Origin of the sequence: Flavobacterium soyangense, assembly GCF_015277675.1 — a bacterium.
Classification (GTDB): Bacteria; Bacteroidota; Bacteroidia; order Flavobacteriales; family Flavobacteriaceae; genus Flavobacterium; species Flavobacterium soyangense.
Window position 1 is genome coordinate 86,865 of the sequence record NZ_JADHEC010000009.1, and the last position, 19,141, is coordinate 106,005.

Here is a 19,141-nt window from a genome sequence, read left to right on the forward strand (position 1 = left end):
AAAAAAATTAAGGAATTGCCACTTTAAACTTTTTGGATGAAGTTTTAATCATAAGTTCAGATTCATTTTCACAATATTCTCCATCAATCCGGGAAATTACCGGGAAATTAGTCCTGATTGTTGCTTTATCAGTTGAAATAATTTCAATATCATCATTACCTACAGAAATATTTCCGGAGATTATATTACCAAAAACAAACAAATCCAAACTTTTAAAATCAGTAATTCAAAATTTCCTTCGTTCATCAACCTTTAGGATTAATGATTTAACTCCAGCCCCATATCTTTTCGAAATAGCGATAGCAATCATTCTAGCTTGAGATTTTTAAATTTGATTATTGGTCATAAGCCCAATATTTTAAGGAATTCCAATTACATACAAGACCAAAATCGTTTCATCCCCGTCCTGAAGTGTTATTTTTCAAATTAACAAAACTAATTTAGCCCAATTATAATAAAATAGAGATTAAAAACCACTAGCAACTATTATTTATACTTTTTTATAAGTATACAATTTTAATAAATTATTATTTTTTATCTTTTTTTATTTAATACCCATAAATTATAAGGGTATACAACCTAAAATTAATAAAAATAAAAGAAAGACCCCATGTTTTTATATAGGTGCATTATATAAATTATACATTTGCAAAAATTTTAATCCAAAAACACAATTGTTTTGATTAAAAAATTAAATTAAATTAACAAAAAGAAATTTATGAGCACACATTTAAAAAAAACACTTTCACCAATATTATTATGGGGTTTAGGAGTAGGTTACGTAATCTCGGGGATGTATTTTGGTTGGAATTATGGTCTCGAAAAAGGGGGAACCTACGGCATGGGTATTGCGACTATAATAATTGCAATTATGTACGTTTGTTTTAGCTTTTCCTATTCTGAATTAGCTTGTGCCATACCTAAAGCTGGTGGCGGATTTGATTATGCCAACAGAGCTTTTGGCAAAGACATCGGTTTTATAACAGGATTAGCACAAGTTATCGAGTTTGTTTTTGCCCCGCCGGCAATTGCATATGCAATAGGTGCCTATTTAAATTTATCGTTTCCACAGATTGACGTAATTTACTTTGCCATTATAGCTTATGTCATTTTTACAACACTCAACATAATTGGTGTAAAACTTGCAGCAACATTCGAATTATTAATTACAATAATTGCCATAGGAGAATTACTATTGTTTTTTGGCGTTACAATTCCCCATTTTTCTGTTGAAAACTTTAATCATAATCCCAGCATAAATGGTTGGGGAGGTGTATTTGCGGCTATCCCTTTTGCAATTTGGTTTTTCCTTGGTATTGAAGGAGTTGCAAATGTCGCTGAAGAATCTATAAACCCACAAAAGGATATCACTAAAGGTTTTGGCAGTGCAATGTTAACTTTAATAATCTTATGCGCCCTAGTATATGTAGCAGCTATTGGAGTTGGTGGCTGGGAAAAAATTGTTTATAAAGCAGATGGTAGTTTGACTGACTCTCCATTACCAATGGCAATGTCACTTGTGGTTTCGCAAAACAGTACGATGTATAGATTGCTTATTGGAGTTGGACTATTTGGACTTATTGCCTCCTTCCATGGACTTATTTTAGCTGGAGGTAGAGCAACTATGGAATTAGGAAAAGTAAATTATGCCCCTAAGTTTCTTGGAAAACTCGACAAAAAACACCTTACTCCAGCAAATGCACTAATTGTAAATATGATATTAGGAATTATCGCCCTTTTTACAAATAAAACAGGAGATATAATCACCGTAGCTGTTTTCGGGGCACTTACTTTATATGTGATCTCGATGATGTCTTTAATAAAACTTCGCAAAACAGAACCAGATCTTAAACGTCCATTTGTAGTACCATTCTATCCTATTCTTCCAATAGTTGCTTTAGTCATTGGCATAATTTCTATTATTGCAATGAGTTATTACAACCAGAGTTTGGCATTTTGGTATTTTGGCACCATAGCATTGGGATATTTAGCATTCAAAATGTTTTATAAATCTAAATAAAAACTACATTACATTTTAAAAAATCGATAAAAAAAATAAAAATGTACAAGCATACTATTGGCCAAAATGTTTTTGTTTTCCGCACACTCGCTGAATTAATGGCAAAAGCAACTCCATTAAGATCAGGAGACCAATTAGCAGGAATTGCCGCTAATTCATATCAAGAAAGAGTAGCGGCACAAATGGCATTATCGGAACTACCCATAAGTGAATTTTTGAAAGTTCCACTAATTCCCTATGAAGAGGATGAAGTAACCCGATTGATTTTCGACACACATGATAAAGAAAAATTTGAAACAATTTCACATCTGACTGTTGGGGATTTCAGAAATTTTCTACTTGACAATAAAATACAAAAAGAAGAACTTACCGCACTACAAAAAGCTATTACACCAGAAATAGCGGCGGCTGTCTCTAAGATAATGAATATCCAAGATTTAATTCTGGTCAGTTCAAAATGCGAGGTGATCACCCGTTTTAGAAACACAATAGGCTTGAAAGGACATTTATCGACCAGACTCCAGCCTAATCACCCCACTGACGATATTAAGGGGATTTTAGCATCAGTAATTGACGGCCTATATTACGGCAGTGGTGATGCATTGATAGGTATCAATCCAGCTTTTGACAATGTGACTAGCCAAGTAAATTTGTTAAAAATGTTAGATGATGTTCGCCTTCAATTTAAGATTCCCACCCAGATGTGTGTTTTAAGTCATATTACTAACACTATATTGGCAATAGAACAAGGTGCACCAGTAGATTTGGTATTTCAATCGATTGGTGGAACACAAAAAACAAATTCTAGTTTTGGAGTAAATTTATCTCTATTAAAAGAAGGACATGAAGCAGCACAATCATTGTCAAGAGGCACAATAGGCAACAATGTAATGTACTTTGAAACAGGTCAAGGAAGTTCATTATCTTCCAATTCTAACTACGGCATCGATCAACAAACACTAGAATCACGAGCGTATGCTGTAGCAAGAGCATATGACCCTTTTTTGGTAAACTCAGTCGTAGGCTTTATCGGTCCTGAATATTTATTCAACGGAAAGCAAATCATAAGAGCAGGGCTTGAAGATCACTTCTGCGGAAAATTAATGGGATTACCGATGGGCTGTGATGTTTGCTACACAAATCATGCCGAGGCTGATCAGGATGACATGGACACCCTATTAACCTTATTTGGGACGGCTGGATGTAATTTTATAATGGGAATACCCGGAGCAGATGACATTATGCTTAATTACCAAAGCACTTCATTCCACGATGCTTTATACATTAGAAAACTTCTAGGTCTTAAACCGGCTCCAGAATTTGAAGAATGGCTAATAAATATTGGAATCATGAATATTAACAATGAGATTACACATTCTCAAAAACAAAACAAGCTATTAGAACTCATAAAAAAATAGTTACCACTAAAGTTCATGGAAAAAGATAATTGGAAAATACTCAAAAACTACACAAATGCACGGATAGCATTAGGACGAGCCGGGACTTCATTACCAACTAATGAAGTTTTAAAATTCCGTATGGCACATGCCCTCGCTAAAGATGCAATAACGGCAGAATTAGATTTTTTGAACCTCAATGAAGAGTCCAAAAAAATTGGTATGAGAACAACATTAGTAAAAAGCAAAATCCAAAACGATACCGAATATCTTCAAAATCCCAACAAAGGCAGACTTTTAGATGAAGACAGCAAGATTTTGCTTAATAATCTAAGCGATAAAAAAGGAGACTTATGCATAATCGTTTCCGATGGCCTTTCAGCTGATGCAGTGAATATTCATGCTATTAAATTAATTAAAGCATTAATTCCTAAGCTTAAAATACAAATAATTGACACTATAATTATCGTGAAGTATGGCAGAGTCGCTATTTCAGATGTAATAGGCGAAATGCTTAATGCTAGCATAGCATTAATTTTAATTGGTGAAAGACCTGGTTTGAGTTCGCCAAACAGCATGAGTGCTTATGTAACTTACAATCCAAAAACAGGAAATACAGATGAAAAAAGAAATTGTGTTTCAAATATCCAAATTGAAGGTTTAAACTACGAATTTGCAGCAATGAAATTAGCCTATTTAGTAGATCAAATGACAACAAAAAAGATTTCTGGAGTACAAATAAAGGATAACTTATCTGATTATTATCTACCATAATAAAATCAAGTATTATCGACTATTTTTGACTTTAAATTAACCGAAAAACAACTGCCGAAAAAAATAATTGATTTTACACATAATACGCTTTTATTACTAAAACAGATCAAAAAAAACACAACATATTAAATCATTTCAAAAATATTAAGGAACAGCTATTTTAATTTTTTGGGGTAACATTTTAATTTCTAAGTGTTTTTTAGCACCACAATATTCGCCATCAATCTGGAAACTTACCGGAAAATTAGTGCTGATTGTTGCTTTATCAGTAGAAATAATTTCAATGTCTCCGTGATTAAGCGGCATCTTACCCAATATAATTTCCCCAAAAATTATTAAATCCAAATTTTTCAAAATCACCAATTCGAACTTGCCATCATTCATAATGCCATCAGGATTGATAACAATTCCTGTTCCATATTTTTTTGAATTGGCAATAACAATCATTCTTGCTTCACATTCGATAGTTTGATTATTTGTAACTATTGTTGCTGTAAATGGATCTCCAAAATCCAAAAGAGTATTAATTGCCTGCAAAAAATAACCCCATTTGCCCCGAATATTACTTTTTTCATAGTTTTTTACAAGTTCTGCATTCAAACCTAAATCACTCAGATGAAAACATCTATGTTCATTTATAACAATAGTGTCTAATTCTATGTAATGATTATGAAAAGCTATGTTCAGATTTTCCTCTAGAGTTCTCATCAAATCTAAATCAACCGCTAATCCATTAGCTGAGCCGGCAGGTAAAATACCAAGAATTATGTCTTTACCTTCTGTCGCTTCTGCCACCATTTTTATAGTCCCATCTCCACCAATTATGATAATTCGATCCGGTTTGTATTTTTTACAAAGTGCCTTTATTTTTGAAATATCGTCTCCACCAGTAGTTTTATAAAGAATAAGATTTAGATTTTCTTTGATTGCAAAAAATGTAGCTTCATCAATAAACTCTGATTTATCAACCGCACCAGAAACTGGATTCACAACCAATAACACATTCTTTTTCAAAGTTTTAATTCTTTATTGATTAAAAACAATTAATTTTAACATATTACAAAATTACTACAATAAATGAAGCCTATTTTAAAATTATACCGCGGATATGCAAATGATGAAGAATTAATCGTGATGGGACACGTTTTTAAACCAACCAAAACTAAAGATTATGCTTTTGAGAAGAAAACATTCAAAAATGCGACTTCAATTATCCGTTTGTTCAGGCTAAAAACGCAAGCAAATGCAGATGTTTATTTAAAACATAACAACATAACAATCCATACCAAAACTCTGATTGATGGTTATTTTAAATTTTGCATTCCGGTAGATCAAAATGTTGGTTATGGCTGGATTGAATATGAGGTGAGTATCATTCACGAAGACAAAAAGATTGTGGCTAAAGAAAGCTTCATTCGTCCAAAAAGAGAAAATTTAGGCATTATTTCGGATATAGACGATACTTTTTTGGTTTCATATACCGAGAATCCATTGAAAAAACTATATCATATACTGTTTCGAAATGTTAATACCCGAAAAGTTTTTGAAGAGGTTGTTCCTCATTATCAAGCTTTAAGTTCTTCTGGTAGGAATAATGAAGATGAAGTAAATGCTTTTTTTTATGTTTCGAGCAGTGAATGGAATTTGTATCGTTTTATTATAAAATTCACTGAAATCCATAAGTTACCAAAAGCGGTCTTATTACTGAAAGATATTAAGTCCAGTCTTACAGATTTTCTTTGGACAGGTAAAGGCAGTCACAACCACAAATTCGAAAAAATAAAACATATCTTAGAATTTTACCCCAATTTAAAATATGTTTTATTGGGTGACGATTCTCAAAACGATCCATTTTTGTATGAAGCTATTTGCAAAATTTTTCCTGTCACCGTAAAAGCAGTTTATATCCGTAAAACGGATAATCAAGATAAAGAAAAGGTTTCAATAGCCTTAAAAAATCTTGAAAGTTTAGGAGTTTCCGTGTGTTATTTCACACATAGTAGCGAAGCCATTTTACATTCAAAAAAGATTGGACTTATTTTATAAACCAGCAACATCAATTTCTTCCTGAATGATTTCCCAATCCAAAAGAAGCTTGTCTAAATCCGCTTTTTTCTTGTTGTAAGCCGTGAAAAATTTAGCGTCTTCAATATGCTTATTATAATTAGAAGCTAGCATTTTGTCATCGTGTTGAAGATCTTTTTCCAATTGCTTAATTTGACTTTCGACCTTACTCAATCGATTCTGCAAAGATTTTCCTCTTTTTTGATCTTCATACGAAACTTTATTACTTTCCTTTGAAACTACCTTTAAAGAATCTTTTTTCTCAACTTCACGCATATTTTCAAGGTTGCGTTGTTCCAAAAAGTAGTTGATATCTCCTAAGTATTCTTTAATCTTTTGGTCTCTAAATTCATAAACAATATTAGACATTCCCTGAAGAAAATCCCTGTCGTGAGAAACCAAAAGCAGAGTGCCTTCATATTTTTGCAAGGCAGCTTTCAACACATTCTTAGACTTAATATCCAAGTGATTTGTTGGCTCATCCATTACCAAAACATTTATGGGTTGCAAAAGTAATTTACAAAGCGCTAAACGATTTCTTTCGCCTCCTGAAAGGACTTTTACCTTTTTCTCTACTTCATCGCCACGAAAGAGGAATGAACCCAACATATCTCGAACTTTAGAACGATTTGTGTCGCTAGCTGCGTCTTCCATAGTTTGCAATAAAGTGATTTCGCCATCAAGATATTCTGCTTGATTTTGGGCAAAATAGCCTACTTGAACATTGTGACCTAATTTGATACTTCCTTGATATTCGAATTCGTTGACAATGGCTTTAATAAAAGTCGATTTTCCTTGTCCGTTTTGTCCAACAAAGGCAATCTTGCTTCCGCGTTCGACCAAAAGTGAAATGTTTTTTAAAATAGTTTTGTCACCGTATTTTTTGGTTACATCTTCAGCTTCAATTACTACTCTTCCTGGAACTTTCGAAACCGGAAATGAAATATTCATCACAGAATTGTCGTCTTCATCGACTTCGATTCGCTCGACCTTATCTAGTTTTTTAATAAGCGATTGAGCCATCGAAGCTTTGGAGGCTTTGGCACGAAATTTCTCAATTAATTTTTCAGTCTCTTCAATTTTCTTAGCCTGATTTTTCTGGGTTGCCAATTGTTTTTCACGAATTTCATGTCTCAATTCCAAATATTCGGAATATGGCTTATTGAAATCATAAGCTTTCCCGAGGGAAATTTCGATTGTTCTATTGGTTACATTATCCAAAAACATTTTATCGTGCGAAACAATCACCACAACACCGGCATAATTGCGCAAGAAACTTTCTAACCAAATAATACTCTCAATATCCAAGTGATTCGTTGGCTCATCCAAAAGCAAAACATCATTTGCCTGCAATAATAATTTTGCCAATTCGATACGCATTCGCCATCCACCCGAAAAAGTTTCGGTTTGATTATTGAAAACTTCTCTTTTAAAACCCAATCCAAGGAGAATTTTCTCTGTATCGCCAATATAATTATATCCTCCCAACAATTCAAAACGATGGGTGTAATCAGATAAATCTTCTATGATTTGTCCGTATTCTTCACTTTCGTAATCTGTTCGGGTGACTAGAAGATGATTAATTTCTTCCAGCTTTTTCTCTACAATTTTAATATCCGTAAAAGCTTCATATGCTTCTTCAAGCACCGTTCTTCCTTGCTCAAAATCAATATCCTGACGCAAAAAACCCATTCGAACTTCTTTTTCTTGAGAAATAACTCCAGAATCTGGAGCAAAATCTTTGGCCAAGATTTTAAGCATTGTTGATTTCCCAGCACCATTTTTTCCAACAAGACCTACTCGGTCTCCGGCACCCAATCGAAAGGTAACTTCTTCAAATAAATAAGTTCCTCCAAAAGAAACGGACAAATTGTGTATATTAAGCATGTTTTTTTTACTAATGTTACATTAAGGAAAGTACAAAATTGTATCTTCGCAGAAATTTTTTGCAAATGTTAAAAAAAGGATCCAAACTAAATAGTATTTTAACAGGAACTTGTCCTAGATGTCAGAATGAGAGTATGTATTTGGATAAAAATCCACTACATTTTTCCAAAATACTCAAAATGAATGAAAAATGCAGCCATTGTGGTTTGAAATATCAAATTGAGCCTTCCTTTTTTTATGGAGCCATGTATGTAAGCTACGGATTGAATGTTGCTTTAGGTGTTTTTGCATTTATAGTTTCCTATCTTATTTTTAATTCCAGTATAAAAAATGCTTTTATTGCTATAATTGTATCGAATGTTGTCTTATTTCCATATGTTTTAAGGTGGTCCAGGAATATATACATCAACATGTTTGTATCATACAAACCTGATTTAAAAGAATAATTTAGCTTTTTTTGGTAAATCTTCTAATGTCAATTGCTTTATCTAGAGGATTTTGGAATTCAATATTTTCGAATAATGCTTTGGCCATTGCCGGTCCAAGCATAACCCCTCGTGTTCCCAAGCCGTTGAGAATATGTATCGAATTATGATTAGAATAGGTTCCCACTAATGGCCTTCTGTCTTTAACTGTAGGACGAACGCCAGCTAAATGTTCTACAATTCCAAAATCGCAATTAATTATTTCTTTGATTTTTTCGATTAATTCCGCTTTTCCTTCTTCAGTTGGTATGTCGGTTTTGTCAGTCCAATTATAGGTAGCTCCTATTTTGTATAAATCATTGCCTAGGGGCAAAATAAAAACACTTGTATTAATAATCACATCTAACTGGAGCTGTGGCGCTTTTATAATAAAAAGTTCTCCTTTAGTTCCATCTAATGGTAAATCTTTAAAATAAGGATTGGAATGCATCCCAAATCCTTCCGCAAAAATGATATGCCTTGCCTGAATATTTTTGTATTGGATACAATCACTTTCTTCCTGCAAAAGAGAATAATCGAAAGATTCTTCAAGGAATAATTGATTTTTTTTTAGATATTCTCTGTATTTATTCAGTAACAATGCGGTGTCGGCGTAGCCTGTTTGCAAGACTTCACCATACCCAAAAGGAGAATCAATCGATGAATACTTTGTAGCAATTATATTTGTAGACAAAAAAGGAGCAAGATTTACTTTATCGGAAGCCGTGAACCAGTTGTTTTGTTCCTCGATTGAAAAAAATTTTCTTAAAATAGGCAATTTAAAATTCACTTTGCAACCGATTTTATTTTCCAATATTGAAAAGAAATCATTCATAATCATCAAATGTTCCTTAGCTTGTCCCACTTCACTAAACCGTTTTAAAATCACTGGATTATACAGACCGCCAGCAATTTTTGAAGAATTCTGGGAATTATTGTCTAACACCAAAATAGACTTATTGTTTTGCAAAGCAATTTCGGAAAATGAAATTCCAGCTAATCCTGAGCCAATTATTAAATAATCTATCATTTTTAAAATGTAAAATTAGATGTGCAAGAACTGTGTAATGTCTAAAAACAAAGAACTCTCGCCACTAAGCAAGAGTTCATTATGAAGATTTGAAATGAAATTTAATAATTCCACATATCTTCTTCGAAATTACGAATTTTTTCTTTTACTCGTTCTGATTCCAATAATTGATTTTGAGCATTATCTTTCATATAGCTTACAATTGTTCTGTCACCATAAACGTTTTCTTCCTGATAAATAACAGCATTAAAATGTCTCGAATTTAAAATTTGATCAAACGAAACTGGCATTGCTGAGTTTTTATCATTAAAAGCTTTAGCTTCGTGCAACACGTCTCTTGAAGATGGAAAAAATACCCAGAACAATTCAATGTAATCTTTTTCGTCACTGTTCATGGTATAAACATCCGGAGTTACGGGACAAATACCAAGTAATCTGTATTTCAATTCACTTTGACGTTTGTCAAAATACCAATATCCTTTAATTTTATACTGGGTAACATCTTGGGCGGTAAGGTCTTGTTTATCAACATACCCTTCTTTAATTAATTTATCAATCTCTACTTTATTGTCATCTTTAATTAAATTGTCTAAGTTTTCAAGGTTTTTAGCAGCTGGATTCCCATTGTTAAATTGCTCTTTCCCTAATTCAGTTGCAGTTATTTTACTTAATGACATTTGAATATCCTTAAACGTTTTTTTAGTATTGAAATAACTATCTGAATATACTTCTGTAATTTCTCCATTTCGAATAGCTTTAGTCAAAACATCGTATAGTGAACGTCTGTCTGAACCTATGTTTGCAGTATCTACCGGAAAATATAAAGGGAAATTGATTCTTTCACTTAAATCAATAATTTCCCAAACAGTTTTTCCCATCAAAACATCCCTATCATCAACATAACCATATTCTAATGGTTTGTCATTGTCTGAAATGAGTTGTGCTGCAGACTTAAGTCCTATTTCTTCAGGAATCTTCGCATTAAGCAAATTAGGTTGTGCATAAGAAGCCACACTCCCAAGAATGTAAATAACAATTATTAAAAAATTTCTTGTATTCATCATAATTTCATTATAAGTTATTGAAGTAGCTTTGTGTCAAACTTCCTTATTTATTGTATTTCATAAATTACAGGCGCAGTTTTTTGCAACATATAGCTACCCGCTCCCACTAGTTTAGTTTTAATTTCAGAAATGGTAACCTGATCTCCTCTTGTTGATTTTGACAAAACTGATATGCATTGTGCATTTAATTTATTTCCAGGAACTACTATAGTGGGCTGACCAGCAACTTTGAAATTGAAACCAACTACATCTAAACTAACGTCAAAATCAAAGTCAATCATTTTTGCACCAACAGTAGAAATTTGCAAGCTTGATTTAGAACCTTTTACTACTCCCATTTCTCCTCTAATTGTACCTGCTGGAGCTGGAAGCCCTTTAATTCTATATGTTTTTTTATCTGAAACTATCGAATTGTCAGGAAGTTTTCCTATAACATTTATAACAACTTCACTTCCTGTTCCTGGTCTCATACTATAAGCTCCAGGAGCTCCGGCAGAAGATAATCCTGGTGCGGATGCTGTAACTTTATCAGCAGAAATTCCTGCAAATGAAATAGTCATTGGGTTAACAACCCCACGATATACTACGTTCATTTTATCGGCAGATATTGTAGCAGATTTTGGTCGTGCAACAACAACATATTTATCATTTATTGGTAAACTAATTACTTTTCCGTTTTCGTCAAAGTTGAAAGACCCAGCTATTGGATGTTCTCCAATATTGCCAGAACCAAAAGAAAAATTAGCCTGACCTGCCAAAGCTGGAACACTTGAGCCGTTAACAACTACTGATTTAGCAATTAATTTTGGATCAAATTTTCCTAATATGATTTTTCCTTTTACAGCTTCTCCCTGAAAGAAAACTGATTTCTCAAGAACCACTATTGGTTGGTAAGCTGTAAGTGAAGCTGCTGCAATCAAATCTGATTGAAACATTGACGCCATTACATCACTCTCTGTTGCTTTCACATCTGCTTGCAATTGAGTTAATTTAGTAACTGTTGCAATTAAAGGAAACCCTTTATAATGATAATCAATCCAAGGTAAAGTTGCGCCTGCTTCTTTAGATTTTATTGGAGTTGTCGCAAATCTCTTTTCAATTTTATTAACTTCAACTTCGGGAAGTTTACTACCTGCAATTTCTTTAATTTGTGCAGGGTAATTTTTAATTTTCTCTAAAAACTCTTTTCCCTCCTTAGATGTTTTATCTCCTTTAAAAAACAATCTATCCACTAAATCACCTTTATCCATTTGCTCGTACATGAAATTACCTTGAGCATCTTTTTCGGTTTTTCTTGTAATAATTGTTTTAATACCTTCTAAATAGTCACAATATTCTTTGGAAATTTTTCTGATTTTCTCAACTATGAGTTTTTTTTCTCCATACTGCCCAGGTTGTTCCTGAGCCTTTTGAGAAAGTTGCCCAAACGAATTTTCATTTCTCTCATCAGTAATTGAATTAGATTCAATAATTTTTGAATTCAAAATTCCAAAAGCCGATAATACTTCTTTGGACATATTTAATGCTAACATCGCGATAAAAACCAGGTACATTAGGTTTATCATCTTCTGTCTAGGGCTTAATTTTCCTCCTGCCATATTTTCTAGTAATTAGTTTTTATTATTTTACTATAGTTTGAAACTAATTATCCTTTGTTACTCATTGCAGAAAGCATTCCACCATAAACATTGTTCAATGAAGACAAGTTAGAAGTCAAAGACTGCATTTGCTCTTTTAATTTTATATTATTTTCTACTACTTCTTCATTTATTTGAGCATTTCTTGAAGAACTTTGTATTTGTATTTTATATAAGCTGTTTAAAGATTCCATTTGGGCTGCAGCCAATGTTAACTCTTCACTGTATTTTTTAGTAGAAGCAATAGAATCTGCTGTAGGCATAATACTTTTAGCGGCCCCCTCAAAGTTTTTAATACTATTTCCCAAACTCATCATTAATTCACCATCAATCTTAGCATCTTTAAGCATTGCGTCTAATTTTTTAGACAACATCCCTTCTGCATCTGAAGGAACTTCTGTTTTAACTGATTTTTTTCTAGCTTCACCGTTAGCAAGTTCCGGGTAAACCAATGTCCAATCCAATTCATTATCTACCGGCTCGAATGCCGAAAGAGCAAAAATTCCAGCTTCAACAACAAGACCTATAGTCAGCATTAAATTTCCTGTTATGAAACCGAATTCAAGGTGTGTTATTTTGAATAAAGCTCCTATAATTACTACTGCCGCTCCCATTCCGTATGCAAAATTCATCTTTTGTTTACTTATCAATGCCATAATTTTTGTGTTTTAAGGTTAATTTAATTACTAGTTAGCTTAGTTTATTTTTTTTTCTTGATTTTTTCAGTTGCTTGAGTTCCCATATAATCTTGAACAGTTCTAAATCCAATAAAACTTCTTGCAGAATCTGCATATTCATAATCACGAGTACCTACTTGAAGAAAATAAGCAACATCCTTCCAAGAACCTCCACGAACAACTTTACGTTTGTTTGAAGTATCCATATTACTTGGATTCATGGATGACACATATTCATATGCATTTGGATCATAAGCTGAATCAGTCCATTCGGCAACATTTCCTGCCATATTATAAAGATTGTAACCATTTGGCTCATATGATTTTGCTTCTACAGTATATAAAGATTGATCTGCAGCATAATCCCCTCTCATAGGTTTGAAATTGGCAAGGAAACAACCTCTGTCATTTTTAGTGTAAGGCCCTCCCCAAGGATAAGTAGCTGATTCAAGACCTCCTCTAGCAGAGTATTCCCATTCGGCTTCTGTAGGTAATCTAAAATTATTTGTTTGATCGTGACCTTTCTTTCTAGATTTAATCCAACTGTTTTTATTTAGCGTTCTCCAAGCACAGAATGCTTTTGCCTGGTTCCAATTTACTCCTACTACAGGATAATCCCCATAAGCTTGATGCCAAAAATAATCATTGTGCATCGGTTCATTATAGGAATAAGAAAAATCCTTAATCCAAGTTGTTGTGTCAGGATATACTTTTACTTGTTCTGTCCTTATGAAATCTTTTCTCTTTCCAACTTTAGCTTTAGCAGCAGCTTGAATATCCATCCATGAATAACGGAATTTAAGTTTATTGACGTCAATTGTTCTTAAACCGTTGTAGGATTCATTTAATGGCAAATACATAGAATCCATAACTTCAGTATAATATTCGTCTGGATATAATTTAGTGTCTTTAATCAGTTTTACTTTGTGATTTAGTTTTCTGCCAGCATAAGGATCATCATCTGTACCAATACTATAATAATTATCGTACATATATTTATCATAAGCAGTCATTTTTTCAGGATCTTGATCATTAAAAGCAAAATCTCCAATACTTCCTGAATTTTTACCTTTTCCTTTTGCTTTTCCATCACCAGGTTTTATTCCGGATACGTCAGCAAGAATAGCTAATCGAACTCTCATTGTGGAATCTTTTACCCATTCTACAAATTGACGGTATTCTCTATTGGTTATTTCTGTTTCATCCATATAGAAAGACCGAACTGTAACAGTTTTTGTAGTTGCATCACCTACACTGGCAACATCTTCATCGGATTTTCCCATAATAAACGAACCTCCTGGAACCAAAGTCATCCCGTAAGGCTTTTCTGGATGCCATTTTGCACCTTTTACACCTACTAATTCACCTTTGTCGGTTGTTTTACCACATCCAATTATTAAGGTTAAAATTGCAGCAAACGCAATAAGCTTCTTCATATTAATTAGGGTTATATATTCATTATTATTAAGTCCGTAAACCTATTTATTATTATTTAATAAAACAATTATTTAGAGTACTATTTATTCCATAGTCCAAAACTAAAATTAAATACGCAAAGAAAAAAATATTTTATCGATAAAATACCAAAAACATCGATAAAATACCAAAAACAATATAATAAAATAAAATTTATCCTACAAAATACAATTATGTTATTTGTGCTAATAAAAGATTTAACGAAAATTTACACTATATTTTTACGTTGGGCTTTCCACCATCTTTCAGGAATTTCCTGATTGCAAGCCCCCAAATACTCGTCATAAGAGCAAGGTAATAACGTACTTTTCTTTAACTTATTATTGCTTGAAGAAATAAATGGTATTTCTATCCACCACCTATCCGTTTTATTGCTTTTATAAAATATTAGTTCTTCTTCCAAAGGTATAATATATTTTATATAATTCTCTTTACTTCCAAAAGGATATTCATTAGAACGATAATGATAGCCTTCAATAAAGTACCAAATAATTTGAGAAATCAGAACGGATTCCTGCTTGGAACTATTATGATTAAAAACCCCAAAAAGCGAAACTTTATCACTAATTCCGGCATATCTTGCCAAAGCACAAATCTCTTTACCATTAAAACCATTAGGCTCAAAAGAAGTGAAATTTCCTGAATCAGATGACTTAACGGAAGTCATATCAACACTCACAATATCTGCATCCCTAAAAACCGGTTCTGCAAGGGCTAAATTATTGGAAATATCCCCCAATCGATACCCCTCAAAGAATAATTTATCAATCAAATCAATTTCTTCCTGCGAATTATAATAGGTTTGATAGCCAATATTACTGAAATTAAAAAGATTATTCGGTTCTTCAATAATTATTTTGGTCAAATAAGAAGACGATGAAACAGCTTCACTTTCTTTCCCAAAATCAAATTTATTATCAATTGAAACCAGATTAACCATTTGTTCCAGATTATCAAAAGCTCTGTAAAGTGCATAGGTCAAATCTTGTGAACCTCCAATAATAATAGGAATAATTTTCTTTTTAATTAACCTCGAAACTACTTTTCTTAAGGCAAAATAAGTGTCATCACTCGAATTTCCGGGAAGAATATTTCCCAAATCAGCAATAGAAACATTCCAATTTCCCGGACACAATGCATACAATTCTTTTCGAATGTGTGTCAAATCTACTTCGTGTTCTTGGTTAACATCGCCACGATTCTCTAAAACTCCAATAATCGCAATTTTAATTTTATTCAAATCCGGAAAGTCTTCGGCAGTATGAAAAATCACTTTACTCCCCAATTGCTGGGAAGAAACCTCCTTAATAAACTGAAGGATTTCATTATCTAAAGGTTTTAGAAAATCAAATTCCATATATTATTTCTTTTTTGCTGCTGGTTTTTTAGCAACAGCTTTCTTTGCAGCAGGCTTTTTTGCAACAGTTTTTTTGGCTGGTGTTTTCTTGGCAATCATTTCTTGAACTTCTTCTAAAGTCAATTTTGAAGCATCAATATCTTTACTTAATTCAATTTTGATTTTTCCTTTGGTGATTACTGATCGTCCCCAACGCGCTTTTTCAACCAAAATCCCTTCGTCCTCCCAATTATGCAAAACCTTATCAATGTTTTTTTGCAATTTATCTTCAATCAAAGCTTCAATATCCGATTGAGACAAATTATCAAAATTATATTTCTTACTTACGTTAATAAATAAACCATCCCATTTTATAAAAGGTCCAAAACGACCAACACCTTTCTGTACACCTTCACCTTTGTAAACCGCAATCGGCGCATCAGCTAATTCTTTTTCATCAATTAATTCTTTCGCTCTTTCAAAATCGACATCCAAAGGATTTTCTCCTTTTGGCAAAGAAACAAAAGCCGCTCCGTGACGTACATAAGGACCAAAACGACCATTGCTTACCTCAACTTCTTCTCCTTTATAAGTCCCAAGATTTTTTGGCAATAAAAATAAATTCAATACCTCTTCTAAAGTAATGTTACCAATATTTTGGTCATTCATCAAACTGGCAAATTTTTTCTCTTCGTCATCAGCTTCACCAATTTGTGCCATTGGACCAAATTTTCCTAAACGAACAGAAACCTGTTTCCCTGTTTTAGGATCTGTTCCCAGAATTCTTTCACCACTTTCTCTATCTGCATTAGCTTCTACATCCTTCACATTTGGATGAAACTTATCGTAGAATTCCTGCATCATTTTTGTCCAATTGACGTTTCCTTCGGCAATTTCATCAAAATCTTGTTCCACTTTGGCAGTGAAATTATAATCCAAAATGTTTTCGAAATTTTTAACCAAGAAATCCGTAACAATTGTTCCAATATCTGTAGGAACTAATTTCCCTTTATCCGAACCTGTATTTTCTTTGAGCAACTTCTCACCTACTTTACCTGATTGCAAAGTAAGTTGGGTATAATTGCGTTCCTGGCCGTCAAGATTTCCTTTCTCCACATAATTTCTGTTGATAATGGTAGAAATTGTTGGTGCATAAGTTGACGGGCGCCCAATTCCTAATTCCTCTAATTTTTTTACCAAAGAAGCTTCGGTGTATCTTGCAGGTGGACGAGAATATCTTTCGGTAGCAGTGATATAATTATTTTCTAATTTTTCATTGACTTTCATTGCAGGAAGCATGCCTTCTTGTTCATCGTCATCGTCATCACTTCCTTCCAAATATACTTTCAAGAAACCTTCAAAAAGCAAAACTTCACCAGAAGCCGTGAACAATTCACTATGATTATTGGCTTGAATTTTAAGATTTGTGCGTTCTAATTCAGCATCACTCATTTGCGAAGCCAATGTTCTTTTCCAAATCAAATCATACAAACGAGCTTGGTCTCTATCAATATTTACTGTATGTCGCGACATATCTGTTGGACGAATTGCCTCGTGGGCTTCTTGTGCTCCTTTGCTTTTATTGACAAAAGTTCTTGGATTAGAAAATTCCTTTCCATAAGACTTGATGATTTCAGCTTGAGCCGCATCCATCGCATCTTTTGACAAATTTACACTGTCAGTTCTCATATAAGTAATGAGTCCCGCCTCGTATAAACGTTGTGCTAATTGCATTGTGATTCCAACAGGCAAGTACAATTTTCTCGCCGCTTCTTGTTGCAAAGTCGAAGTTGTAAAAGGTCCGGTTGGTGATTTTTTTGTTGGTTTTGTTTCTAAATCTGAAACTTTATAAGTAGAACCGACATTCTTATTCAAGAAATCTTCGGCTTCTTTTTTTGTATTGAAATTCTTCGGGAGTTTTGCTTTGAATGTTTTTCCGGCTTCGTTCGTAAATTCGGCAACAATCGAATAAGTGGCAACTGCATTAAAATTCTGAATTTCTCTTTCTCTTTCTACAATCAAACGAACTGAAACTGATTGTACGCGTCCAGCAGAAAGACCTCCTTTTATTTTTCTCCAAAGTACCGGCGACAATTCGTAACCCACTAATCTGTCTAAAACACGACGCGCTTGTTGCGCATTAACCAAATTATAGTCGATTTCGCGAGGATTTTCAATTGCTTTTAGAATCGCAGTTTTGGTGATCTCGTGAAAAACAATTCGCTTAGTTTTCTTTTTGTCCAACTTTAATTCTTCGGAAAGATGCCAAGAAATAGCTTCCCCCTCGCGATCCTCATCACTTGCTAACCAAACCATTTCAGCGTTTTTAGCTAAAGATTTCAATTTGCTTACCAATGCTTTTTTATCGGACGAAACTTCGTATTTTGGTTTAAAACCATTCTCGACATCTACACCAATTTCTTTTGAAGGCAAGTCGGCAATATGCCCATAACTTGACTCAACTTGGTAATCACTTCCTAGAAATTTTTCGATAGTTTTAGCCTTTGCAGGTGACTCAACGATAACTAAATTCTTTGCCATTGGTTTGTTTTTCTGGGACAAAAGTAGAAGAAATTTTTAAATATTGCACTTTTGGAAATTTTAAAAATGATTTTTATTGATTACCGTTAGGTTTTGAACGATTTGAAATCTCATGATTTTGATGAAATAAAAAACAATAACTTTCTTTTATTTCTTACTTTTAGAAAAAAATTGATTGCATGCAGACAGAAGCCATTTTCGAAAATATTGCCTCTCGAATACAAGAGGAAGTTAATAAAGCACAAAAATCCATTTATATTGCGGTGGCTTGGTTTACCAACAAAAACATCTTTGATCAATTGCTAAAAAAAGCAAAAGAAGGCTGTGCCGTCCAAATCATTATTTCCAATGATGACATCAACAATAATTCATCGATAAATTTTGAGCAATTAAACAAATACAAAGGAAAAATCTATAAAATAGGCAATGGAGATAACGAATTAATGCATAATAAGTTATGTATCATTGACGATAACACAGTAATAACTGGTTCTTACAACTGGAATGAGGAATCAAATAATTCATTTGAAAATATTATTATAAATTATAACTCCTCAAAACTTGCAGAACAGTTTATTGTTTTATTTATCACTACTAACCGATTAATATTTTTAAACAGAAAGGGCTACTTTTAAAAGTAAGCCCTTTTTTTCATATATTTTGAGTGACAAAAAACAAAATTTATGAGTTCCAAAGATATTGAAAAAAAGTTTGTCGGTCAGCCGATTTTCAAACAACTAATAGATTTTATTCCAAAAAACAAGTTTGACATTC

At 33.1% G+C, this 19,141-nt stretch carries 16 protein-coding genes; 6 read left to right on the plus strand and 10 right to left on the minus strand.

Features of this window, described 5'->3' with window-relative positions; all coding sequences use genetic code 11:
- Positions 1-7 precede the first annotated feature (7 nt).
- A complete protein-coding gene (locus tag IR213_RS06105; protein WP_194311416.1) occupies positions 8-208 on the minus strand; it encodes a hypothetical protein in 201 nt (66 codons plus the stop codon).
- Positions 209-718: 510 nt separating this feature from the next.
- Between IR213_RS06105 and eat the strand changes: the two genes are divergently transcribed.
- Genes eat through eutC form a run of 3 tightly spaced genes read left to right on the plus strand, consistent with a single transcriptional unit; the run spans position 719 to position 4,191 of the window.
- Entirely contained in the window at positions 719-2,020 is a 1,302-nt protein-coding gene (gene eat, locus IR213_RS06110) for an ethanolamine permease (protein ID WP_194311417.1), read from the plus strand.
- 41 nt (positions 2,021-2,061) lie between these two features.
- The gene (locus IR213_RS06115) at positions 2,062-3,438 is read left to right on the plus strand and encodes an ethanolamine ammonia-lyase subunit EutB (protein ID WP_194311418.1); all 1,377 of its coding nucleotides are present in this window, start codon (positions 2,062-2,064) and stop codon (positions 3,436-3,438) included.
- Positions 3,439-3,453: 15 nt separating this feature from the next.
- Positions 3,454-4,191: an ethanolamine ammonia-lyase subunit EutC gene (gene eutC, locus IR213_RS06120; protein WP_194311419.1), complete on the plus strand. Its 738-nt coding sequence runs from the start codon at positions 3,454-3,456 to the stop codon at positions 4,189-4,191.
- Between the two features lie 144 nt (positions 4,192-4,335).
- Here the strand turns inward: eutC and IR213_RS06125 are convergent, their stop codons facing one another.
- A complete protein-coding gene (locus IR213_RS06125) occupies positions 4,336-5,205 on the minus strand; it encodes a diacylglycerol/lipid kinase family protein (protein WP_194311420.1) in 870 nt (289 codons plus the stop codon).
- A 63-nt stretch (positions 5,206-5,268) separates the two neighbouring features.
- Between IR213_RS06125 and IR213_RS06130 the strand changes: the two genes are divergently transcribed.
- The gene (locus IR213_RS06130; protein ID WP_194311421.1) at positions 5,269-6,237 is read left to right on the plus strand and encodes an App1 family protein; all 969 of its coding nucleotides are present in this window, start codon (positions 5,269-5,271) and stop codon (positions 6,235-6,237) included.
- Here the strand turns inward: IR213_RS06130 and IR213_RS06135 are convergent.
- The gene (locus tag IR213_RS06135; RefSeq protein ID WP_194311422.1) at positions 6,232-8,142 is read right to left on the minus strand and encodes an ABC-F family ATP-binding cassette domain-containing protein; all 1,911 of its coding nucleotides are present in this window, start codon (positions 8,140-8,142) and stop codon (positions 6,232-6,234) included. The two genes, IR213_RS06130 and IR213_RS06135, sit on opposite strands and share 6 nt — an antisense overlap.
- Positions 8,143-8,207: 65 nt before the next feature.
- On the opposite strand from IR213_RS06135, the gene IR213_RS06140 reads away from it, so the two are divergent.
- Complete coding sequence (locus tag IR213_RS06140; protein WP_194311423.1) at positions 8,208-8,588, plus strand: DUF983 domain-containing protein; 381 nt, start codon at positions 8,208-8,210, stop codon at positions 8,586-8,588.
- A 1-nt stretch (position 8,589) separates the two neighbouring features.
- Here the strand turns inward: IR213_RS06140 and IR213_RS06145 are convergent, their stop codons facing one another.
- From IR213_RS06145 to topA, 7 genes are all read right to left on the minus strand, one after another.
- Positions 8,590-9,636 carry an NAD(P)/FAD-dependent oxidoreductase gene (locus tag IR213_RS06145; protein WP_194311424.1) on the minus strand — a complete coding sequence of 349 codons (1,047 nt, stop codon included), beginning with the start codon at positions 9,634-9,636 and terminating at the stop codon, positions 8,590-8,592.
- A 101-nt stretch (positions 9,637-9,737) separates the two neighbouring features.
- Positions 9,738-10,697 (minus strand): type IX secretion system ring subunit PorN/GldN, encoded by a 960-nt coding sequence (gene porN, locus IR213_RS06150; RefSeq protein ID WP_194311437.1) that lies wholly within the window; start codon positions 10,695-10,697, stop codon positions 9,738-9,740.
- A gap of 50 nt (positions 10,698-10,747) precedes the next feature.
- The gene (gene porM / locus IR213_RS06155; protein ID WP_194311425.1) at positions 10,748-12,298 is read right to left on the minus strand and encodes a type IX secretion system motor protein PorM/GldM; all 1,551 of its coding nucleotides are present in this window, start codon (positions 12,296-12,298) and stop codon (positions 10,748-10,750) included.
- A gap of 47 nt (positions 12,299-12,345) precedes the next feature.
- Entirely contained in the window at positions 12,346-12,993 is a 648-nt protein-coding gene (porL, locus tag IR213_RS06160) for a type IX secretion system motor protein PorL/GldL (RefSeq protein ID WP_194311426.1), read from the minus strand.
- Positions 12,994-13,037: 44 nt separating this feature from the next.
- On the minus strand, positions 13,038-14,450 hold the full coding sequence (gene porK / locus IR213_RS06165; protein WP_194311427.1) for a T9SS ring complex lipoprotein PorK/GldK: 1,413 nt from the start codon (positions 14,448-14,450) through the stop codon (positions 13,038-13,040).
- A gap of 248 nt (positions 14,451-14,698) precedes the next feature.
- Positions 14,699-15,847 (minus strand): formimidoylglutamase, encoded by a 1,149-nt coding sequence (locus tag IR213_RS06170; protein WP_194311428.1) that lies wholly within the window; start codon positions 15,845-15,847, stop codon positions 14,699-14,701.
- A gap of 3 nt (positions 15,848-15,850) precedes the next feature.
- A complete protein-coding gene (gene topA / locus IR213_RS06175; RefSeq protein ID WP_194311429.1) occupies positions 15,851-18,367 on the minus strand; it encodes a type I DNA topoisomerase in 2,517 nt (838 codons plus the stop codon).
- 179 nt (positions 18,368-18,546) lie between these two features.
- Between topA and IR213_RS06180 the strand changes: the two genes are divergently transcribed.
- Positions 18,547-19,002 carry a phospholipase D-like domain-containing protein gene (locus IR213_RS06180; protein ID WP_194311430.1) on the plus strand — a complete coding sequence of 152 codons (456 nt, stop codon included), beginning with the start codon at positions 18,547-18,549 and terminating at the stop codon, positions 19,000-19,002.
- Positions 19,003-19,141: the final 139 nt, after the last annotated feature.